General features: G+C 70.4%; 21 protein-coding genes. 15 read left to right on the forward strand and 6 right to left on the reverse strand.

The window, feature by feature from the left end:
* Positions 1 to 209: 209 nt before the first annotated feature.
* The 3 genes from BKA14_RS42440 to ribH are packed head-to-tail and all read left to right on the forward strand — an operon-like array spanning position 210 to position 2531.
* Positions 210 to 809 (forward strand): riboflavin synthase, encoded by a 600-nt coding sequence (locus tag BKA14_RS42440; protein ID WP_184956355.1) that lies wholly within the window; start codon positions 210 to 212, stop codon positions 807 to 809.
* Positions 802 to 2007 carry a bifunctional 3,4-dihydroxy-2-butanone-4-phosphate synthase/GTP cyclohydrolase II gene (locus tag BKA14_RS42445; protein ID WP_184956356.1) on the forward strand — a complete coding sequence of 402 codons (1206 nt, stop codon included), beginning with the start codon at positions 802 to 804 and terminating at the stop codon, positions 2005 to 2007. Before BKA14_RS42440 ends, BKA14_RS42445 begins: the two co-directional genes overlap by 8 nt.
* A gap of 47 nt (positions 2008 to 2054) precedes the next feature.
* Positions 2055 to 2531, forward strand: a complete 477-nt coding sequence (gene ribH, locus BKA14_RS42450) for a 6,7-dimethyl-8-ribityllumazine synthase (RefSeq protein ID WP_184956357.1) — start codon at positions 2055 to 2057, stop codon at positions 2529 to 2531.
* Here ribH and BKA14_RS42455 read toward each other — a convergent pair.
* From BKA14_RS42455 to BKA14_RS42475, 5 genes are all read right to left on the reverse strand, one after another.
* Entirely contained in the window at positions 2528 to 2950 is a 423-nt protein-coding gene (locus BKA14_RS42455; protein WP_184956358.1) for a hypothetical protein, read from the reverse strand. The two genes, ribH and BKA14_RS42455, sit on opposite strands and share 4 nt — an antisense overlap.
* A 10-nt stretch (positions 2951 to 2960) precedes the next feature.
* The gene (locus BKA14_RS42460; protein WP_184956359.1) at positions 2961 to 3377 is read right to left on the reverse strand and encodes a hypothetical protein; all 417 of its coding nucleotides are present in this window, start codon (positions 3375 to 3377) and stop codon (positions 2961 to 2963) included.
* Positions 3378 to 3479: 102 nt separating this feature from the next.
* Positions 3480 to 4220 carry an amino acid ABC transporter ATP-binding protein gene (locus BKA14_RS42465; RefSeq protein WP_184956360.1) on the reverse strand — a complete coding sequence of 247 codons (741 nt, stop codon included), beginning with the start codon at positions 4218 to 4220 and terminating at the stop codon, positions 3480 to 3482.
* On the reverse strand, positions 4220 to 5083 hold the full coding sequence (locus BKA14_RS42470; protein ID WP_184956361.1) for an amino acid ABC transporter permease: 864 nt from the start codon (positions 5081 to 5083) through the stop codon (positions 4220 to 4222). The genes BKA14_RS42465 and BKA14_RS42470 overlap by 1 nt, the downstream gene beginning before the upstream one ends.
* Positions 5080 to 5952, reverse strand: coding sequence for an ABC transporter substrate-binding protein (locus tag BKA14_RS42475; RefSeq protein WP_184956362.1), 873 nt, complete (start codon positions 5950 to 5952; stop codon positions 5080 to 5082). The genes BKA14_RS42470 and BKA14_RS42475 overlap by 4 nt, the downstream gene beginning before the upstream one ends.
* Positions 5953 to 6029: 77 nt before the next feature.
* Between BKA14_RS42475 and BKA14_RS42480 the strand changes: the two genes are divergently transcribed.
* The 10 genes from BKA14_RS42480 (at position 6030) to pheT (ending at position 14953) form a co-directional block, all read left to right on the forward strand.
* Entirely contained in the window at positions 6030 to 6293 is a 264-nt protein-coding gene (locus BKA14_RS42480; protein ID WP_184956363.1) for a phosphoribosyl-ATP diphosphatase, read from the forward strand.
* A gap of 48 nt (positions 6294 to 6341) precedes the next feature.
* Positions 6342 to 7187, forward strand: a complete 846-nt coding sequence (gene hisG / locus BKA14_RS42485; protein ID WP_184956364.1) for an ATP phosphoribosyltransferase — start codon at positions 6342 to 6344, stop codon at positions 7185 to 7187.
* Entirely contained in the window at positions 7187 to 7624 is a 438-nt protein-coding gene (locus tag BKA14_RS42490) for a PH domain-containing protein (RefSeq protein WP_184956365.1), read from the forward strand. Before hisG ends, BKA14_RS42490 begins: the two co-directional genes overlap by 1 nt.
* A 285-nt stretch (positions 7625 to 7909) precedes the next feature.
* On the forward strand, positions 7910 to 8536 hold the full coding sequence (gene infC, locus BKA14_RS42495; RefSeq protein WP_184957278.1) for a translation initiation factor IF-3: 627 nt from the start codon (positions 7910 to 7912) through the stop codon (positions 8534 to 8536).
* 70 nt (positions 8537 to 8606) lie between these two features.
* Positions 8607 to 8801 (forward strand): 50S ribosomal protein L35, encoded by a 195-nt coding sequence (gene rpmI / locus BKA14_RS42500; RefSeq protein ID WP_184956366.1) that lies wholly within the window; start codon positions 8607 to 8609, stop codon positions 8799 to 8801.
* A gap of 39 nt (positions 8802 to 8840) precedes the next feature.
* Positions 8841 to 9233: a 50S ribosomal protein L20 gene (rplT, locus tag BKA14_RS42505; protein ID WP_133875640.1), complete on the forward strand. Its 393-nt coding sequence runs from the start codon at positions 8841 to 8843 to the stop codon at positions 9231 to 9233.
* 244 nt (positions 9234 to 9477) lie between these two features.
* Positions 9478 to 10245 carry a TrmH family RNA methyltransferase gene (locus tag BKA14_RS42510; RefSeq protein WP_184956367.1) on the forward strand — a complete coding sequence of 256 codons (768 nt, stop codon included), beginning with the start codon at positions 9478 to 9480 and terminating at the stop codon, positions 10243 to 10245.
* Positions 10245 to 11249 carry an alcohol dehydrogenase catalytic domain-containing protein gene (locus BKA14_RS42515; RefSeq protein WP_184956368.1) on the forward strand — a complete coding sequence of 335 codons (1005 nt, stop codon included), beginning with the start codon at positions 10245 to 10247 and terminating at the stop codon, positions 11247 to 11249. The genes BKA14_RS42510 and BKA14_RS42515 overlap by 1 nt, the downstream gene beginning before the upstream one ends.
* 160 nt (positions 11250 to 11409) lie before the next feature.
* Entirely contained in the window at positions 11410 to 12471 is a 1062-nt protein-coding gene (gene pheS / locus BKA14_RS42520) for a phenylalanine--tRNA ligase subunit alpha (RefSeq protein WP_184956369.1), read from the forward strand.
* A gap of 4 nt (positions 12472 to 12475) precedes the next feature.
* Positions 12476 to 14953, forward strand: coding sequence for a phenylalanine--tRNA ligase subunit beta (gene pheT, locus BKA14_RS42525; protein ID WP_184956370.1), 2478 nt, complete (start codon positions 12476 to 12478; stop codon positions 14951 to 14953).
* Positions 14954 to 15011: 58 nt separating this feature from the next.
* On the opposite strand, the gene BKA14_RS42530 is transcribed toward pheT, so the two are convergent.
* A complete protein-coding gene (locus BKA14_RS42530; protein WP_184956371.1) occupies positions 15012 to 15299 on the reverse strand; it encodes a hypothetical protein in 288 nt (95 codons plus the stop codon).
* A gap of 159 nt (positions 15300 to 15458) precedes the next feature.
* On the opposite strand from BKA14_RS42530, the gene BKA14_RS42535 reads away from it, so the two are divergent.
* Positions 15459 to 17330, forward strand: coding sequence for a DUF2267 domain-containing protein (locus BKA14_RS42535; protein WP_184956372.1), 1872 nt, complete (start codon positions 15459 to 15461; stop codon positions 17328 to 17330).
* Complete coding sequence (locus tag BKA14_RS42540; RefSeq protein ID WP_203722116.1) at positions 17327 to 20152, forward strand: ATP-binding protein; 2826 nt, start codon at positions 17327 to 17329, stop codon at positions 20150 to 20152. Before BKA14_RS42535 ends, BKA14_RS42540 begins: the two co-directional genes overlap by 4 nt.
* The last annotated feature ends 1 nt before the right edge of the window (position 20153 follow it).

A 20153-nucleotide genomic window follows, 5' to 3' on the forward strand; every position in this document is an offset into this window, starting at 1 on the left:
AAATCGGGCAGTGCAAGGCGGGGCGTAGGGCAAGGCGGCAGGCAAGGCGGCAGGGCAGGGCAGGGCAAGGCGGCAGGGCAAGGCGGCCGGGCAGGGCAAGGCGGCCGGGCAAGGCAAGGCGGCAGGGCAAGGCGGCAGGGGCAAGGCGGCAGGGCAGGTAAGGCAAGGGCCGTGAGGCACAAGGGCGAGGCGCCCAAGAAGGAGATCGGATGTTCACGGGCATCATCGAGGAGCTGGGCGAGATCGTCCGCCTCGAGCACACCACCGACGACTCCGCCGTGCTGGCCGTACGGGGGCCGGTGGTCACGTCGGACGCGAAGCACGGCGACTCGATCTCGGTCAACGGCGTCTGTCTCACCGTGATCGACAACGTCGGCGGCGTCTTCACCGCCGACGTCATGGGTGAGACGTTGCGCCGCTCCTCGCTGGGCGCGCTCGAGGTGGGCAGTCAGGTCAACCTGGAGCGGGCCGCCGCGCTGGGCAGCCGCCTCGGCGGTCACCTGGTGCAGGGCCACGTCGACGGGGTGGCCCGGGTGATCGCCCGCGAGCCCGCCGCCGACTGGGAGGTCGTGCGTTTCTCGCTCCCCGCCGACCTGGCGAAATACGTGGTCGAGAAGGGTTCGATCACTGTCGACGGCGTCTCGCTGACCGTCATGGCCGTCGACGACGAGACGTTCAGCATCGGGATGATCCCGACCACTTCCAAGCTGACCGTCCTGGGCAGCAAGCAGCCGTGCGAGCCGGTGAACCTCGAGGTCGACGTGATCGCCAAGTACGTGGAGAAGATGCTGGGGGGCCGCAATGTTTGAGCAGGTCGAGAGGGCGATCGCGGACATCGCGGCCGGACGCGCGGTGATCGTGGTCGACAACGAGGACCGCGAGAACGAGGGTGATCTGATCTTCGCGGCCGAGAAGGCCACGCCGGAGCTCGTCGCCTTCATGGTGCGTTACACGTCGGGCTACATCTGCGTGCCGATCACCGAGGACGAGGCCGACCGGCTCGACCTGCCGCCGATGTTCCACACCAACCAGGACGCCCGCGGCACCGCGTACGCCGTGACCGTGGACGCCCGTGAGGGTGTCGCGACCGGCATCTCGGCCGCCGACCGGGCCCGCACCATCCGCCTGCTGGCCTCGCCCGAGACCAAGCCGTCGGATCTGTCCCGCCCCGGCCACGTGGTGCCGCTGCGGGCCAAGCCGGGCGGGGTGCTGCGCCGTCCCGGCCACACCGAGGCCGCCATCGACCTGTCCGTGCTGGCCGGGCTGCGACCGGCCGGTGTGCTGTGCGAGATGGTCAACGACGACGGCACCATGCAGCGCCGCCCCGACCTCGAGAAGTTCGCCGTCGAGCACGACCTGGCGCTGATCAGCATCACCGAGCTGATCGCCTACCGCCGGCACCGCGAGACCCAGGTCGAGCGGGTGGTCGAGACCCGGCTGCCCACCGAGAAGGGCCTGTTCACGGCGGTCGGCTACCGGTCGCGGACCGACGACAGCGAGCACGTGGCGCTGGTCTGCGGCGAGCTCGGCGACGGCGAGGACGTGCTGGTGCGCGTGCACTCGGAGTGCCTGACCGGCGACGTCTTCGGCTCGCAGCGCTGCGACTGCGGCCCTCAGCTGGACGCCGCTCTGGAGCGGGTGGCCGATGCGGGCCGGGGCGTGGTGCTCTACATGCGCGGGCACGAGGGCCGGGGGATCGGCCTGCTGCACAAGCTCCAGGCGTACCAGTTGCAGGACCGCGGGTTCGACACCGTCGACGCCAATCTCGAGCTGGGCTTGCCGGCCGACGCCCGCGACTACGGCACGGGCGCGCAGATCCTCTACGACCTGGGTGTGCGCTCGATGCGGCTGCTCACCAACAACCCGGCCAAGCGGGCCGGGCTCGAGGGCTACGGCCTGACGATCACCGGCCGGGAGGCGCTGCCCGTGCGCCTGCACCCCGAGAACGTGCGTTACCTGCGAACCAAGCGGGACCGCATGGGGCACCTGTTCGAAGCATTGGGCTGATTTCCCGCCCGGTACGGGTGAGGATGAACTTTCACAGAGGGGGACACATGGCCGGCTTCGGGGATCCGCATTTGGAGACGGTCGACGCGGCCGGGCTGCGGCTCGGGATCGTCGGCTCGCGCTGGCACGCCGACCTGGTCGATCACATGATCGAACGGGCCAAGGCGGCGGCGGAGGAGTGCGGGGTCGAGGACGTCGTGGTGGTGCGGGTGGCCGGCTCGGTCGAGCTGCCGGTCGTGGCGCAGGCGCTGGCCCGCAAGTGTGACGCCGTGGTTGCCCTGGGCGTGGTCATCAAGGGCGAGACCGACCACTTCAAGTACGTCTGCGATGCCGTGACCGACGGCCTGACCCGGGTCGCGCTCGACGAGAGCACCCCCGTCGCCCACGGTGTGCTGACGGTGATGAGCCTGGGCCAGGCCCGCGACCGGGCCGGCTTGGAGGACTCGGTGGAGGACAAGGGCTGGCAGAGCACGGTCGCCGTGCTCGACGCGGCCCTCGCCCTCCGCGAGATCAGCAAGCCTTAGTTCTGAACGTGGATCTCCTGGTTGACCGGCACAACGAAGCAGTCCTGGTTGTTGCAGCCGGTCGCCAGGACGGCCAGCGTGGCCGAGCCGACCTGGAACGGCGCCCCGCCGATGTTCGCGGTGACCCGGCCCATCTCCAGCACGCCGGTGCCGGCGCAGGTCAGCTGCTCGGTGACGGTGCCGCTGGCCCGCAGCCCGTCCTTGCGAACCTGGTCGAGCGAGACGGTGACGGTCGCCCGGTAGTCGGCCGGGCAGGTGATCCCGTACGACACGTCGACGGCCGCGCCCCGGGCGACCCGGAAAGCGAACATGACGTCGATCGTGGCGTCAGCGGCGGCGTGAGCGGGCACCGCGCCGAGGGAAGCGAAAGTCAAAGCGGACAGGGCGGAAGCCAGAGCGATACGTCCACGCACAAGCACAGCAGCCTCCTCAGCTGATCCGGATGGTCTCGTCGAACGAGATGGTCTCGCAGCTCGTGTCGTCGCATACCGTGCGCACCGTCCGCGCGGTGGCCGCGCCGACGATGAAGACGGCGCCCGCGAGGTCACGGTCGACCCGCAGCTCGGTGGCCGTCCAGTCGCCCGTGCAGTCGACCCGCTTCTGCCGGGTGCCCTGCGCGATGCGGGTGCCGTTGGCCGCGGTGACGGTCACCACGAGCTGGATCCGCGCCCCGGCGGGGCAGTTGTAGCTGAGGTTGACCAGAACCCGGTCGCCCTGCTGGCGACGGTCGACGGAGTCGATGCGGGTCGACGACGGGCCGGTGGCGGCGTTGGCGGCCGGCGCGACGAGCAGGGACCCGGTGACGACAGCGGCCAGGAAGCCGGAGAATGCCAGAATTCGGCGCATTACGGTCCTCTCCAGGGCAGAGGGCCGCCTCCCCGTATTCGGCGGTTCACCCCCGTGCCCGCGATAGCACCATGCCATGCACCGGCTTCAATGCGCCAGGCCTTAAAGCCGGCCCGCCTCGAAGATCCGGGCCAGGAACTGCCGCGTCCGTGCCTCGACCGGGTCGCCCAGCACCTGGGAGGGCGGTCCCTGTTCGAGCACGCGTCCCTTGTCGAGGAAGGCCACCCGGTCGGCCACCTGCCGGGCGAAGCCCATCTCGTGCGTGGCCAGCACCATCGTCATGCCCTCGTCCTTGAGCTCGCGGATCATCGTGAGCACCTCACCCACCAGTTCCGGGTCGAGCGCCGACGTGACCTCGTCCAGCAGGAGCAGGCGGGGACTGTTGACCAGCGCCCGCACGATCGCGACGCGCTGCTGCTGCCCACCCGACAAGCGATCGGGATAGCTGCCTGATTTGTCCGACAAGCCGACCCGGCCCAGCCACTCCATCGCCTGGTCGCGCGCGTCCTTCGAAGTGCGCTTGTGCACCCGTACGGGGGCCAGGGTGATGTTGTCGAGCACGGTCATGTGCGGGAACAGGTTGTACGACTGGAAGACCAGGCCGATCTTCTGCCGTACGAGGTCGGGGTCGACCCGCGGATCGGTGATGTCCTCGCCGTCGAGCCGCACCACCCCGTCGTCGATCTCGGTGAGCAGGTTGACGCAGCGCAGCAGGGTCGACTTGCCCGAACCGGAGGCCCCGATCAGCGCGACCACCTCGTGCTCGTCCACGTCGAGCGAGAGGTTGTCGAGCACCACGTTGGGGCCGAACGTCTTCCGGACGTCGGTGCAGGAGAGCAGCATCAGTTACCCGCGTTCTGCCGGCGCGCGGCGCGTAACGTCACCCAGTCGGTGACCCCGATCAGCGGCAGGGCCAGCAGCACGAAGAGCACGCCGGCCACCACGTACGGGGTGAAGTTGGCCGTGCCGGCCTGATTGATCTGCGCGGCCCGGATCGCGTCGATCGGCCCCGCCAGTGAGATCAACCCGACGTCCTTCTGCAGGGCCACGGTGTCGTTGAGCAGTGGCGGCGTGACCCGTCGGATGGCCTGCGGCAGCACCACGTGGCGCATGGTGCGGCGATAGCTCAGCCCGAGCGAGCGGGCCGCCGCCACCTGGCTCGGGTGCACCGACTCGATGCCGGCCCGGAACACCTCGGCCAGGTAGGCCCCGTAGGTCACCACGATGGCCGCCGCGCCGAGCACCGTCACGCTCGGCGTGCCCTGCAACCGCAGACCCGGGATGCCGAACGCGAACAGGTAGATCACGATGATCAGCGGCAGGCCGCGGAACGAGTACGTATACGTGGTGGCCAGGGCCCGTACGGGGAAAGTGACCGGACCCCGCAGGGTGCGCAGGATCGCGATGAGCAGGCCGAGCGCGAGCGCGCAGGCCGTGCAGATCACCATCAGCCGGATGTTGAGCCACAGCCCCGACAGGATCGAGGGGTAGTTGTCCCGGCCGGTCAGCGCCTTGACCGCGATGTCCCAGTCGAGGAACGACGCCTTGACCCGCTCCCAGCCCGGCGAGCCGGTGACCCCGAGATAGAGCAGCACGCCCACGACGGCCGTCGACAGGGCGGCGAGCAGCGTGGAACGGATCGCCCGCTTACGGCGATAGGCGACCCGTTCCAGCTGGATGTCGCTCGGCTTGTGAGAACCGGTCACTGGAGTTCGGGGGCCCCGCCCGAGCCGGCCAGCCAGGTCTTCTCCAGCACGGCCAGGGTGCCGTCCTGGCGCAACTGGTCCACCGCGGTGCTGACGCAGCTGGTCAGTGTGGAGCCCTTGTCGAGCACCAGGCCGAACTGCTCGGGCACGCCCACCTGGGGCAGCTGGCCGACGATGATGCCGTCCTTGAGCTCGGCCGCGGTCATGTAGAACGCGGTCGGCAGGTCCACCACGATGCCGTCGACGGTGCCGTTGACCAGCGCGGCCTTGGCGTCGTCGTTGTTGTTGAACACCGACGGCTGGTTGCTCGGCTTGATCAGGTCGGTCACGGCCTGATAGCTGGTCGTGCCGACCTGCGCGCCGAGCTTGGCCTCCTTGAGGTCGGCCAGCGTCTTGGCGTTGGCGATCTTCGAGCCCTTGGTGGAGATGACCGTCTGCCGTACGAGGTAGTACGGCGACGAGAAGTCCACCGCGTTGCGCCGTTCGGGGGTGATCGAGAACTGGTTGACGTCGAAGTCGAACGCCTTCGGACCCGGCGCGATGGCGTTGTTGAACGTCACAGAGGTCCAGATCACGTTGTCCGGCGAATAGCCCAGACGCTGGGCGACCTGGTACGCGACGGCCGATTCGAACCCCTTGCCGTTCTTGGGGTCGTTGTCGGAGAACCACGGCTCGTAGGCCGGGTTGTCGGTGCCGATCGTCAACTTGCCGGCGGTCTTCGTCGGAAGGGCGCCAGCAGGGCAAACGTCCGCGGAGGCGCTGGCCGACGCGGTGGGGGCGGCGTTGTCCTCGACGGGCGAGCAGCCCGCGAGGGCGGCGAGCGCAAGGACGGCGCCGCCGGTGGTGAGAAGGGTGAATCGGCTGACCATGTCCGGGAGCCTAGGGCACGTCTCACCTGCTGGGGCCGTTCGTCGCCATCCCGTGACGAGTTGGCAAAATGGCCGCCGTGAAGACGTTCGAAGAGCTGTTCGCCGAGCTGCAGGCGAAAGCGGCGGAGGGGACCCCGGGTTCCGGCACCGTCGCCGCCCTGGAGCGCGGAGTCCACTTCATCGGGAAGAAGGTCGTCGAGGAGGCGGCCGAATCCTGGATGGCCGCCGAGCACGAGGGCCCCGAGCGGGCCGCCGAGGAGATCTCCCAGCTGCTCTACCAGGCTCAGGTCCTGATGATCGCGACCGGCCTCGACCTCAAGGACGTGTATCGACATCTGTGACGTGCCACCTCGTCTCTCATCAGCAGAAACAGAAGGAGCACGTCCGTAATGCTGCGCATCGCCGTCCCCAACAAGGGGACCCTGTCCCAGCCCGCCTCCCAGATGCTGCGTGACGCCGGCTACCGCCAGCGCACCGACCCCAAAGACCTGATCTGCCGCGACGAGGCCAACCACGTCGAGTTCTTCTACCTGCGTCCGCGCGACATCGCGACGTACGTGGGCTCGGGCGACCTCGACCTCGGCATCACCGGGCGTGACCTGCTCGTCGACTCCGGCGTGCCCGCCACCGAGGTGCTCGACCTCAACTTCGGCGGCGCCACGTTCCGCTGGGCCGCCCCGTCCGGCGCGCTGGCCTCGGCCGACGAGATCGGAGGCAAGCGCATCGCCACCGCCTACCCCGGGGTGGTCGAGCGCTACCTGGCCGAGCACGAGCTCAAGGCCGACGTCGTGCGGCTCGACGGTGCCGTCGAGAACGCGGTGCGGCTCGGCGTGGCCGACCTGATCGCCGACGTCGTCGAGACCGGCGCCACGCTGCGTCAGGCCGGCCTGGTCACGCTGGGCGAGCCGCTGCTGCGCTCGTCCGCCATCATGATCGGCCGGGCCGAGGGGGAGCCGGCGGCCGGTGTCTCCCAGCTGATCCGCCGGCTGCAGGGCGTGCTGGTCGCCCGGTCGTACGTGATGCTGGCCTACGACGTACGGGCCGATCTCCTCGAGGACGCCGGTGCGCTCACCCCCGGCATCGAGTCGCCGACCGTCTCGCCGCTGCACCGCGAGGGCTGGGTGGCCGTGCAGGCGATGGTGCCCCGCAAGGACGTGCACCGCGTGATGGACGAGCTCTACGAGCTGGGCGCGCGCGCTATCCTCGTGACCGATATCGCGAATTGCAGGTTGTGATGGTCACTTATCGCCCCAAGAAGATCCGCCTGGTCGCCGTCCCGATCGCCGTGGCGGTCATGATCCTGTTCACCGTGCTCAGCTTCGGTCTTAAGGGCTCGGCAGGCTTCGACAACTCGGGCTCGTTCCAGCGCGGCGACCAGGCCGCCATGATCGGCCTGGGCATCCTGATCGGCCTGGGCGTGCTGGCCTTCCTGCGCCCACGCGTGATCGCCGACGAGGAGAAGATCCGCATTCGCAACGTCGTCGGCGGTTACGAGCTGCCGTGGTCGGTGGTGCGGGCGGTGCGCTTCGACCGCAACTCCCCGTGGGCCCAGCTCGAGCTGCACGACGAGGAGCAGGTGTCGATCCACGCGCTGCAGGCGGCCGACAAGGACTACGCCGTGGAGGGTGTGCGCACCCTGCGAAAGCTGCACTCGGCCGCGGTGGACGCGTGACCAGCGGCACCTGGTAAGCTTGACGCCGTCGACCACGCATGCTCGTGAGAGTGTGCGCGAAAGAGGAGCCCGCTGGTTCCCACCCGCCGCCCTTTCCTTGAGGGCCGGGTCCGGTCACCCGAGCGCTGGGGAATATCCAGCGCTCGGGGAGCGTCCTCATGGGCGCCGATGACCGGTCGAGCGGGCCTCAGCCATGTGCTGAGGTCTTCTGCTTTCCCGGCCCTGCAACAAAGGGGCGACGGGGCCGACCGACATTGGCATGTGTAACCGTTCTGAGGAGGCCCCATCAGCGTCGAACCACGCGTTAACGAACAGATCCGGGCACGTGAGGTCCGACTGGTCGGCCCCGAGGGTGAGCAGGTGGGCATCGTCCCGCTCGAGCGCGCTCTCCAGCTGGCCGCGGACGTCGATCTGGACCTGGTCGAGGTTGCTCCCATGGCGCGGCCGCCGGTGTGCAAGCTCATGGACTTCGGCAAGTTCAAGTACGAGAGCGCACTGAAGGCACGCGAAGCACGGCGCAACCAGCAGCAGACCGTCATCAAGGAAATGAAGCTCCGGCCGAAGATCGACCCGCACGACTACGAGACCAAAAAGGGTCACGTGGTGCGGTTCCTCAAGGCGGGCGACAAGGTCAAGGTGACGATCATGTTCCGCGGTCGCGAGCAGAGCCGCCCCGAGCTGGGATTCCGGCTCCTGCGCAGGCTCAGCGAGGAGATCTCGGAGCTCGGTTTCGTGGAAGCCAGTCCGAAGCAGGACGGCCGAAACATGATCATGGTGCTCGCACCGCACCGCGCGACCAAGGCCGCGGCCGTGGCCGCCGTGGCGACCAAGCCCGGCCGGGAGCCGCGCGAGGGCGAAGCACCGGCCGAAGAACCGGTAGCTGCCGCGGAAACCACCGCAACCGCAGAGTAGACAGCTTTTCCGCACGGAGGGGGCCGCAACGGGCCCCCTGTCGTGCGGAAAGATCAGAAAGAGGCTCCAAGTGCCTAAGTTCAAGCCCCACACCGGCACCGGCAAGCGGGTGAAGGTCACGGGTTCGGGCAAGATCGTCCGACAGAAGGCCGGCAAGCGCCACCTGCTCGAGGGCAAGTCGTCGCACGTCACCCGCCGCATGACCGGCACCACGGTCGTCGACGAGTCGAACCTCAAGCAAGTTAAGAAGCTGCTGGGCCGCTGACGCGCGCGCCACATACGTTCCCCTGTTAGGAGTACTGAAATGGCACGCGTCAAGCGGGCAGTCAACGCCCAGAAGAAGCGTCGCACGTTGCTGGAGACCGCCAGCGGATACCGCGGTCAGCGCTCGCGCCTGTACCGCAAGGCCAAGGAGCAGGTGCTGCACTCGATGCAGTACTCGTACCGCGACCGCCGTGACCGCAAGGGCGACTTCCGCCAGCTGTGGATCACGCGCATCAACGCGGGCGCCCGGGCCAACGGCCTGACCTACAACCGCCTCATCCAGGGGCTGCGGCTGGCCGAGATCGAGGTCGACCGCAAGATCCTGGCTGACCTCGCGGTGAACGACGCTGCGGCTTTCGCGGCGATCGTCGAAGTTGCCAAGGCTGCGGTTGCGGCCGAGGGCACGGGTGGCGCTGCCGCCCAGACCGCGTAAGTAAGGCTTTTCCGCAGGCGTCTCCCGGGTTCGGGGGGCGCCTGCGGCGTTTCTTGAGGATCACCTTCAAGATGTCCCGGCGGGGTGGGGTACGGACCGTCGCTCCCGCGGGGACCCGGGCGGCTTTCGCTGGCCGCTGGCGCGTCCAGAACGCGAAATCCACCCGGGCGACGTGAGTGAGTGGTTGCGCCCAAAAGCGAACCCCGGCTCAGCCCGCCGCAAGATCGAGAACCTGGATCGGTTGATGACGTTTACGTCCCGTACGCCGCGTGTCGTCGCGGCCCGCAAATTGCAGCGCCGGCGCGATCGGGAGCAGAGCGGGCGGTTCTTGGCCGAGGGGCCGCAGGCCGTGCGGGAAGCGTTGGCGGCCGGGGTGGTGCTGGAGTTGTTCGCGACGGCCGACGCCATGAGCCGGCACTCGAATCTGGATGTGCACTTCACCGAGGTGGACGACGAGGCGCTGGCCTCGCTCGCGGAGACCGTGCAGCCGCAGGGGCTGGTGGCCGTGTGCGAGCAGGTCGACGTGCCGCTCGCGGAGGCGCTGGCCAAGAAGCCGCGGCTGGTGGCGGTCGTGGCCGAGATCCGCGACCCCGGTAACGCGGGCACGGTCCTGCGTACGGCGGACGCCGCCGGGGCCGGGACGGTCATCTTCGCGGGGGACGCGGTGGACCCGTACAACGGCAAATGCGTCCGCGCGTCGGCCGGCTCGTTGTTTCATGTAGATGTGGTGCGTACCCCGATCGACGTCGTGACCCCGCTGCGCGAAGCCGGCCTGCAGGTGCTCGCCACCAGCGGCTACGGCGCGGACGACCTGGACACTCTGGCCGACGACGACGTGCTCGCGCGGCCGACGGCGTGGCTGTTCGGCTCCGAGGCGCACGGCCTGCCCGGTGAGCTGCTCGAGGCGGCCGACCGGCAGGTGCGCGTCCCGATCTACGGTGGGGCCGAGAGCCTCAACCTGGCCGCGGCCGCCGCCGTCTGCCTCTACGCCTCGGCAAGGGCCCAGCGCTGATGCGGGCGATCGTCTACGACGCCGTCGGCGCCGCGCCCCGCGTGGCCGAGGTCGCCGAGCCCATCTGCCCGCCCGACGGGGCCGTGATCGAGGTGCGGGCCACCGGCATCTGCCGCTCCGACTGGCACGCCTGGCGCGGCCACGACCCGGTGCCGCTGCCGCACGTCCCCGGGCACGAGTTCGCCGGTGTGGTCGTGGCCACCGGCCCCACGGTCAAGGGCTTCGACATCGGCGACCGGGTCACCGCGCCCTTCGTCAACGGCTGTGGCGCCTGCGAGTTCTGCGCCGCGGGCCGGGCCCAGATCTGCCCCGACCAGACCCAGCCCGGCTTCACCCACGCCGGCTCGTTCGCGGAGCGGGTCGTGGTGCGCGCGGCCGACACCAACCTCGTGCGCCTGCCCGACAGCGTGGGCTTCGTGCAGGCGGCCTCGCTGGGGTGCCGTTTCGCGACCGCGTTCCGCGCCCTGACCGGCCATGGTCCCGTACGGGACGACGCTGTCATCGCCGTTTACGGCTGCGGCGGCGTCGGCTTGTCGGCCATCCTGATCGCAACCGCGCTCAACTTCCGGGTCCTCGCCGTCGACCCGTCCCCGGCCGCCAACTCGCTGGCCGCCTCGCTCGGCGCCGTGATCGTCCACGAGATCACCGAGGAGGCCGACATCGCGATCGACGCCTACGGGTCGGCCGCCACCGCCGAGGCCTCGGTGCGCGCCCTGCGCCGCGGGGGCCGGCACGTGCAGGTCGGCCTGATGCTCGGAGCGGACGCCCGCGCCCCGCTGCCCTGGGATCTGGTGGTGGCCCGCGAGTTGCAGGTGGTCGGCTCGCACGGCATGGCCGCGGCCGACTACCCGCCCATGCTCGACCTGGTGGCGCGGGGCCGGCTCGACCCGGGCCTGCTCGTCGGCTCGGAGATCCCCCTGGAGGCGGCGGGGATCGCGCTGACCGCCATGGATTCGCCGATCCCGGCCCACGCCGGAATGGTCGTCGCCGTCCGGCCCGGCTGACGCGATATGCTTCAGCCCGTGGGGACCCTGATGACGCTGTTTAGCCGGCCCGCTGGTCGCGGGCCGCGGGTCTGACACACCCATCTCCCTGACCGGCGGGCTGCGGCCCAGCCGTGCCTCCGTAGACTGCCGTCTGGCAAAACCCGGTGTGAGGGAGACCATGTCCTACCGCAACGATCCGTACGATCCGAAGCAGGCCGCCCTGCTCGATCCGGCCGCGCTCGAAGCCGCCGTCGGCGAGGCCCGCTCGGCCTTCGACGCCGCGTCCGACCTGGACGCGCTGGCCACGCTCAAGTCCGCACACCTGGGCGACCGCGCCCCCGTGTCGCTGGCCCGCCGCGAGATCGGCTCGCTGCCGCCGGCCGCCAAGTCCGACGCGGGCAAGCGGGTCAACCTGGCCCGCCAGTCCATTCAGGGCGCGTACGACTCCCGCCTGGAGGAGCTCGAGATCGAGCGCGCGGCCCGGGTGCTGGTCACCGAGCGCGTCGACGTCACGCTGCCGTGGGCCCGCCGCCCCCGCGGCGCGCGCCACCCGCTGACCACGCTCATGGAGCACATGGGTGACCTGTTCGCGGGCATGGGCTACGACATCGTCGAGGGCCCCGAGCTCGAGCTGGAGTGGGCCAACTTCGACGCGCTCAACATCGGGCCCGACAACGCCGTACGGGGGTCGATGGACACCTTCTACGTCGACCTGCCCGGTCTGGTCATGCGCACGCACACGTCGCCCGGTCAGGTGCGCTCGATGCTCACCCGGCAGCCACCGATCTATGTGGTCAGCCCCGGCCGGGCCTACCGCTCCGACGAGCTCGACGCCACGCATTCGCCGGTCTTCCACCAGATCGAGGGCCTGGTCGTCGACGAGGGCATCACGATGGCCCATCTGCGCGGCACGCTCGACCACTTCGCCAAGGCGATGTTCGGCCCCGACGCGCGCACCCGCTGGCGGCCCCACTACTTCCCGTTCACCGAACCGAGCGCCGAGTTCGACGTCTGGTTCGCCCAGCATCGCGACGGCCCGCGCTGGGTCGAGTGGGGCGGCTGCGGCATGGTCAACCCGCGGGTGCTGACCGCCTGCGGCATCGACCCCGAGCGCTACTCGGGTTTCGCGTTCGGCATGGGCGTCGAGCGCACCCTGATGTTCCGCAACGGGGTCAGCGACATGCGCGACATGGTCGAGGGTGACGTCCGCTTCACCACCCACTTCGGAATGGAGGTCTGAGCACATGAAAACCTCGCTTTCCTGGCTTCGGGAATTCGTCGAGCTGCCCGCCGGCCTCACCGCCGAACAGCTCGACGACGCGCTGACCAACCTCGGCATGGAGGTCGAGTCGATCGTCGACCAGGCCGCCACCGTCCGGGGCGACCTGGTGGTGGGTCGCGTGCTCACGATCGAGGAACTGACCGGGTTCAAGAAGCCGATCCGTTTCACCACCGTCGACGTGGGCCGCGCGGAACCGCAGGAGATCGTCTGCGGCGCCCGCAACTTCGCCGAGGGCGACCTGGTGGCGGTCATCCTGCCCGGCGGCGAGCTCCCCGGCGGCTTCAAGATCGGCGCCCGCAAGACGTACGGGCGGAACTCGAACGGCATGATCTGCTCGGCCGCCGAGCTGGGCCTGAGCGGCGATCATGACGGCATCATCGTGCTCGCGCCCGACGCCGCGCGGCCCGGCGACGACGCACGGCCCGTGGTGGGGCTGGCCGACGTGCTGGTCGAGGTCGAGATCACGCCCGACCGGGGCTACGAGATGAGCCTGCGGGGCCTGGCCCGCGAGCTGTCGTACGTGTTCTCCGCCGCCTACACCGACCCCGCCGCTGTGCCCGCGGCGGGCGCCACCGGCGAGACGCCGTACGAGGTCAAGATCGACGACACGCTCGGCTGCGATCGCTTCTCGGCGCGTGTGGTGCGTGGCATCGACCCGAACGCGCCCTCGCCCGAGTGGATGCAGCGGCGCCTGGTCGCGGCGGGCATCCGCACGATCTCGCTGCCCGTCGACATCACCAACTACCTGATGCTCGAACTCGGCCAGCCGATGCACGTGTTCGACCTCAACCGGCTCGACGGCGGCCTGGTCGTGCGCCGGGCCAAGCCGGGCGAGAAGCTGACTACTCTCGACGGCGTGGCCCGCGTGCTCGACGCCGAAGACATGGTGATCTGCGACGACACCGGCCCGATCTCACTGGCCGCGGTCATGGGCGGCGAGACCAGCGAGTGGCAGCCCGACACGGTCGACGTGCTGCTCGAGGCCGCCCACTGGGACCCGGTGATGGTCGGCCGCACGGCCCGCCGCCACAAGCTGTTCAGCGAGGCCGCCAAGCGCTGGGAACGGGGCGTCGACCCGCAGCTCACGCTGGTCGCGCTGGAGCGCGCGGTACAGATCCTGACCGAGCACGCCGGCGGCACGCCCGACGAGCGCGTGCTCGACATCAACCACGTGGCCGCGCCCGCGACGATCACGCTCGACCCGGCGTTGCCGTCGCGGCGGATCGGCCTGGCCTACGACACCGACCAGGTGGCCGCGCTGCTGTCGCAGGTCGGCTGTCACGTCACCGGGGCCGGCCCGCTCGAGGTCACCCCGCCGTCCTGGCGGCCCGACCTGCTGGCCCCGATCGACCTGGTCGAAGAGGTGGCCCGGCTGGGCGGCTACAACGACATCCCGTCGCTCCTGCCGCCCGCGCGCGGCGGCAGCGGCTTCACGGCGGTGCAGCACCGCCGGCGCACGGTGGGCCGCGCGCTGGCCGAGAACGGCTACGTCGAGGTCCTGTCGTACCCGTTCGTGGCGCCGGCCGCGGCCGACCAGCTCGGCTACCCGGCCGACGACCCGCGGCGCAGCGCCGTGCGGCTGACCAACCCGCTCAGCGAGCAGGAGCCGCTGCTGCGCACGTCGCTGCTGCCCACCCTGCTCGGCACGCTCCGGCGCAACCTGGGCCGGGGCCAGCGGGACGTGGCGCTGTTCGAGATGGGCACGGTCTTCCTGCCCCGCCTGGCCTCGACCGCCCCGCCCGCGATGGGCGTCGACCGCCGGCCCACGCCTGACGAGTGGGCCGCGGCCAACGAGATCGTGCCCGTGCAGCCGTGGCACCTCGCGGTCGCGCTGACCGGCCAGATCGAGCCGGCCGGCTGGTGGGGCGAGGGTCGCGCGGCCACCTGGGCCGACGCGGTCGAGGCGGCCCGGATCGCGATCGCGGCGGCCGGGGTCACTGCCGACCGTGTGTCGGTGGCCGCCGCCGAGCTCGCGCCGTGGCACCCGGGCCGCTGCGCGGCGATCTCGGTCGACGGCACGGTCGTGGGCCACGCGGGCGAGCTGCACCCGGCCGTGGTGTCCGCGTTCGAGCTGCCCAAGCGCACCTGCGTGACAGAGCTCGACCTGGACGCGCTGCCGCTGCCGCCGGTCACCCAGGCCCCGGTGATCTCGTCGTTCCCGCCCGCCCTGATCGACGTGGCGCTGGTGCTCGACGCCGCGGTGCCGGCCGCCGACGTCTCCGCGGTGCTGGCCTCGGGCGCGGGCCCGCTGCTGGAGTCGGTGTCCCTGTTCGACCTGTACGAGTCGGAGCAGCTGGGCGAGAACAAGAAGTCGCTCGCCTACAAGCTCACCTTCCGGGCCCCCGACCGCACGCTCACCACCGAGGAGACCCTGGCCGCCCGCGACGCCGCCGTGGCCGCGGTCACCTCCCGCTTCGGCGCCGTCCTGCGCGGCGCCTGATCTTCCCGGCGGCGCCGTCCTGCGCGGCGCCTGACCTTCCCGGCAGCGCCGGGCCCGCTCACCGCGGGCCCGGCGCTGTCCCCGTTCCGCCGCAGGACGGGCACGTCGTGGCCGGGGAGTGCCGGTCCTCAAAGCCGTCGCCGGTGAAGTTCAGCGTGCGTTCCGGCTCCCGGCCCAGCCATCCCGTGCCGTGGCACGGCAGGCAATGGATACGCGGAGACGCCGCCATCTGACGCCGGCGACCAGCCCGATGACCGAGGAAAGCCTGCGCGGCCCATCGCGTCTCGCTGAACTGCCATTTGAGAACGATGGCGGCCCCGACGATCAGCAGCAGGCCGAATGTCACCAGTAGCCACGTCATGAGTACGCATTATCCGCGCGAGCAGGCCGGTAATCGGCAGCCGATCGGGCGTACCCGGGCGAGTTACTCACCTTTCCGACGGCGAGGCCGGGTTGTTTGACTGTCGGTCGTCACCCTCGTCCCAGGAAAGCGAAAACCGCTCCGATGACTGTCGCGCCGCACGACATCCCGTTTGTTCTTCTCGCCACCACCGGGGAGCGGCTCGGTTGGATCTACGCCGACCGTGACCACGCCCCGCAGCCGTTCGGAGAACCGGGGCCGGAGCCCACGCCGGTGTCGCCCGGACTGCAGGAATTCCTCCGCCGCGCGGTGCGCAGCAAAGCCCGGTGGCGGCGAAGCTCGATCCGGATCGGAATTGCATTGGGATTCGCCTGTTTCGGTTACGGCATTTGGCGAATTCACCTGGACGGTGGTTTCAATCCGCTATTCGGCACCCTTGCCAAGATCTCTTTCTGCGGCGGACTCGGCGGCGCGATTCTGACCACCATCGGACCGTGGCTGATCCGGCGAGCCATAACCGTCACCGAGGCCGGCCATGCGGCGCGCCACCGGGCGGCCGTCGCCCAGTGGGAGGCGCGCCGCGATGACCACGAGGAACAGCAACGGATCGCCGCCGGCGGCCGGCACGAATGGGTCGCGGCGGCACCCTCACCCGGCCACCGGCGTGTCGACATCATCGGCGGCACCATGTTCGGTTGGGAGGCCGTAGTCACCGTCTACGGTGCATCGCTGCTCGCCACCCGCGGGGCCATGACCCTGGTCGACTTCACCGGTGACGGGGTCTGCGCCGAGTTGATGCGACTCGCCACCGCGACCGAACGATCCGTGCGACGGCTGCACCTGCCGGCCGATCTGGCCGAGTTCGACCTCCTGGCCGGTCTGAGCCCTGGCGAACTGGTCGACTGCCTGGTCGAAGCGATGCACGGCGACGGCCGGGGTGGGCGGGCCGACCGCTCCGAGGACTGGCTGTTGCTGACCGAGATCTGCGAGGTGCTCGGCGAACGGCCCAGCCTGGCCCGGCTGCTGGCCGCGCTGCGAACACTCACGGACCGCAGGAGTCAGGATGTGCTGTCATCCGACGAGATCGAGCGGTTGCTCGACCAGCATCCGGACGAGAACCGCCGCCAGCTCTACCCGCAACTGCGACGGATCGAGGCGTTCCTGCATCCGCTGGCGGCGATGGGCAGCGCCGCCCAGGCCGTGGAGCCTGCCTCGCTGACCTGCCTGATCACCGGTTCCGACGGCGGCGACGCGCAGAATGACCTGTTGCGGGATCTGATCCTGCATTGGCTGACCCGGCTCGTGCGGCGCCGGTTGCGGCCGATGGGCTCCCTCGTCGTGCTGGGCGCCGACGAGGTGGATCACCGGGCGATCGAGAAACTCAGCACGCTGTGCGAGCGGAACGGCGTGCGGCTGGTGCTGTTCTTCGCCCACCTGCGGGCCGAGGCGCTGCACACCATCGGTGGGGGTGAGGTCGCCCTGATGCGGCTCGGCAACCATCACGAGGCGAGCCAGGCCGCTGACTACATCGGCAAGGGGCACAAGTTCGTTCTCAGCCAGCTCACCCGCACGCTCGGCGGCAGCGACACGCACACGCTCTCGGACACCAGCGGGCAATCCAGTACGGACGGCGGGTCGGGCACCATGTCGTTCGGAAACCGGCGGACGCGCGGTCGGGCGTACGGGAAAACCTGGAACCTGACCCGTAACTGGTCCCAGACGGTGGCGACAGCCCGCGGCCAGAACTGGAGTGACGCCTCGTCGGTGCAGCGAACCTACGAGTACACGGTGGAGCCGCGGGCGCTGCAGGACCTTCCCGAGTACGCGATGGTGCACGTCCGGTCCGAAGGCCGCGAGACGACGATCCAGGCCGTCGAGGTCGACCCGGCCATCGTCATGCTGCCGCACGTCTCGATGTACCCGCGGCCAGATGCTGCGGTGCGGACGAAACAGCAGGTCACCGAGGGTGCACATTCGGCTGAGCCCTCCCGGGGTCCTTGGGGTGGCCGGTCGTGAGGATCGCCGGGGACCTGATCGAAGGGTTACCGGTCAGCCGGATCCTCGAGCTGCCACGCCGGTCGACGCCGACCCGCGACGAGCAGGTCGCTGATGCCGGCCGCAGCCGGCGCCTCGCCGGCATCGTGTCGGCCTACCACAGCGGCGCCGGGATGCTTCTGGGCTGGAGCCGCCGGGCCGCCGGCGCGCCGGTCGAGGTGTTCGCGGCCGGCGGCATCGCGGGCGCCCCCGGGAACGGCCTCACACCGCTCTCCCTGCCGCCGGGCGCGCTGGGCCGGCCGTACGCGCCCGGTGAACTCATGAACAATCTGCGCCGGGTACCTCATTGGACCCGCCTGGCCGGACTTACCGACGGCCTGCTGGTCGACGACCCGGCTCAGCGTGACGACGACCTGCGTCCGACTCTCGACGAGTGCCTGCTGCATGTCTGGCACGGCGGGTTCGCCTGGTTCGTGCTGGCGGAGCCGGTGCCACCGGGCGAGATCGTAAGCATGGCCAAGGCAGTCGCGCAGGAAGAGCGGCAGGCGCAAACCAAAGCCCAGTCGCCCGAGCAGGCGATCGCGGCGACCCGCCTCCAGCGCCGGCACCGCGAGCTGCAGCAGGGACGGTCCACCGGCATGTGGCGGGTGCACGTGCTCGTCGGCGGGGACTCGTCGTCGGCCGCGTCTGCCGTGAGCGGCCTGCTGTGTGCCTCGGCCGACCTGGGCCGGCAGCCGTACGCGTTGGCCCCGACCGGCGTTGTCGGCGAGCTGGACAAGGTGCTGGCCGCGGAGGACGTGCCCGGCTCGCCTGTGCTGGCCGGCTCGCCGCTGCTCGCTTCGCTGGCCGTGGCACCGCTCGAGGAGGTGCCGGGTCTGCGTTTCGCGATGCGCTCCGAGTTCGACGTGACACCCGAGACCGAGAGCGGTCCGGACTCGGTCCCGGTAGGCGTCGTGCTCGACCGGGGCGGGCAGCCGGCGGGCGCGCTCGAGGTGCCGCGCCGCAGCCTCAACCGGCACACCTTCGTCTGCGGGGCGACGGGCGCGGGCAAGTCCCAGACCGTCCGCAACCTGCTTGAGAACGCGGCCGACCAGGGCCTGCCGTGGCTGGTGGTGGAACCGGCGAAGGCCGAGTACCGCCAAATGGCCGACCGTGTCGGGGGCGAACGGGTAATCACGGTGCGTCCTGGTGACCCGCTCGCGCCGCCGGCCGGGTTCAACCCGTTGCGGCCGGCCGAAGGGTTCCCGCTGCAGACCCATCTCGACCTCACCCAGTCGCTGTTCCTGGCCGCGTTCGACGCCGAGGAGCCGTTTCCCCAGGTGCTGAGCGCGGCGCTGACCCGTTGCTACGAGGAGTTGGGCTGGGACCTCGCGCTGAGCGAGCCGCGCGTCGCCGGTCACCAGCCCCGCTATCCGACGCTGGACGACTTGCAACGCTGTGCCGAACTCGTGGTCGACCGGATCGGCTACGGGCAGGAGATCACCGACAACGTCCGCGGCTTCATCCGGGTGCGGCTGTCCAGTCTGCGTACGGGCACCACCGGCCGGTTCTTCGAAGGCGGGCACCCGCTCGACCTGGCCGAGCTGATGCGGCGCAACGTCGTCTTCGAGATCGAGGACGTGGGTGACGACCGGGACAAGGCCTTCCTGATGGGCGGGCTGCTCATTCAGCTCACCGAGCACCTGCGTGTCGAGACCCGGCGCGACCCGGCCGTGGCTCGGGCCGGGCTCCGGCATCTCAGCGTATTCGAGGAGGCGCATCGGCTCTTACGTCGTACCGAACCGGGCGGGCCGGCCGCGCACGCAGTGGAACTGTTCGCCGCGCTGCTGGCGGAGATCCGGGCGTACGGAGAAGGCCTTGTCATCGCCGAACAGATCCCCGGAAAGCTGATGCCGGACGTCATCAAGAACACCGCTGTCAAGATCATGCACCGGCTGCCCGCCGCGGACGACCGGCAGGCGGTCGGCGCTACCGCCAACCTCACCGCTCGTCAGTCGGAGTACCTGGTCACGCTGCCGCCCGGCACGGCCGCGGTGTTCGCCGACGGCATGGACCAGCCCGTCCTCGTCCGCATGCCCGACGGCACCCCGCGCGAGCAGGGAGGTCACACGCCGACGGCCGCGGTCGACCCGATCATCGGACGACGCAGCCCGACGTGCGGTCTCGAATGTTCCGGCCGCGCCTGCACACTGCGCGAAATTCGCACGGCGCAGCGGTTACTCGAGGAACAACCGTGGATCACCTTATGGGCCGAGATCGGGGTGGTCGCCCACCTGACCGGCAAACCGCGACCGGAACTGTGGGCGGAGAAGACTGCCGTTCTGGCCGCGATGCCCGCCCGCCTGCGGGAATGTGCACTGTCACAGGCCGTGGACGCGGGGGTGGCCTCGCGGTCGGCCGGAATGGGCCGGGCGACCGACCCGTTCGCCCTGTCCGCGCATGTACTGACCGGGTCCTGCACGCCCGACGAGCCCGCCTATGTGGCCCCGGCTTACCGCCACGGCTCGATCCTCAGCGCGTTGTCCGCGCAGGACGGCGACGGGCCGGCCGACTCGCGCGCCGCCGTCTGGTCGGAGGCGATCGGACGGGAGATCGTGGGCGCCACGATCGCCGAACAGGCCGACTGGGTGCGGTTCTGGATGGGAATCGATCAGCCCGCCCACGCGCTCCGGGCGGTCGTGGCGTTCGGGCGGTCCGAGCCGTCGGCCATCGAGAACGCGGTCGGTGCCGCCCCGGGCTCGTACGAGTGGGCCAACCGTCTGGCTATCGCGTTGACCGACACCTTCCGCGATGGCGAGTGGATTCCCGATCTGCTCAACGCCGCCGTCCGGCCGCCCGACTGAG

The organism is Paractinoplanes abujensis (assembly GCF_014204895.1).
Classification (GTDB): Bacteria; Actinomycetota; Actinomycetes; order Mycobacteriales; family Micromonosporaceae; genus Actinoplanes; species Actinoplanes abujensis.

Bases quoted from the DNA above. Each gene is read 5' to 3' on its own strand.
- BKA14_RS42440 (WP_184956355.1), top strand. From the start codon at position 210: ATGTTCACGGGCATCATCGAGGAGCTGGGCGAGATCGTCCGCCTCGAG.
- pheS (WP_184956369.1), top strand. From the start codon at position 11,410: ATGTCCTACCGCAACGATCCGTACGATCCGAAGCAGGCCGCCCTGCTC.
- rplT (WP_133875640.1), top strand. From the start codon at position 8,841: ATGGCACGCGTCAAGCGGGCAGTCAACGCCCAGAAGAAGCGTCGCACG.
- hisG (WP_184956364.1), top strand. From the start codon at position 6,342: ATGCTGCGCATCGCCGTCCCCAACAAGGGGACCCTGTCCCAGCCCGCC.
- BKA14_RS42510 (WP_184956367.1), top strand. From the start codon at position 9,478: ATGACGTTTACGTCCCGTACGCCGCGTGTCGTCGCGGCCCGCAAATTG.
- BKA14_RS42515 (WP_184956368.1), top strand. From the start codon at position 10,245: ATGCGGGCGATCGTCTACGACGCCGTCGGCGCCGCGCCCCGCGTGGCC.
- BKA14_RS42445 (WP_184956356.1), top strand. From the start codon at position 802: ATGTTTGAGCAGGTCGAGAGGGCGATCGCGGACATCGCGGCCGGACGC.
- BKA14_RS42465 (WP_184956360.1), bottom strand. From the start codon at position 4,220: ATGCTGCTCTCCTGCACCGACGTCCGGAAGACGTTCGGCCCCAACGTG.
- BKA14_RS42475 (WP_184956362.1), bottom strand. From the start codon at position 5,952: ATGGTCAGCCGATTCACCCTTCTCACCACCGGCGGCGCCGTCCTTGCG.
- ribH (WP_184956357.1), top strand. From the start codon at position 2,055: ATGGCCGGCTTCGGGGATCCGCATTTGGAGACGGTCGACGCGGCCGGG.
- pheT (WP_184956370.1), top strand. From the start codon at position 12,476: ATGAAAACCTCGCTTTCCTGGCTTCGGGAATTCGTCGAGCTGCCCGCC.
- BKA14_RS42535 (WP_184956372.1), top strand. From the start codon at position 15,459: ATGACTGTCGCGCCGCACGACATCCCGTTTGTTCTTCTCGCCACCACC.
- BKA14_RS42460 (WP_184956359.1), bottom strand. From the start codon at position 3,377: ATGCGCCGAATTCTGGCATTCTCCGGCTTCCTGGCCGCTGTCGTCACC.
- BKA14_RS42490 (WP_184956365.1), top strand. From the start codon at position 7,187: ATGGTCACTTATCGCCCCAAGAAGATCCGCCTGGTCGCCGTCCCGATC.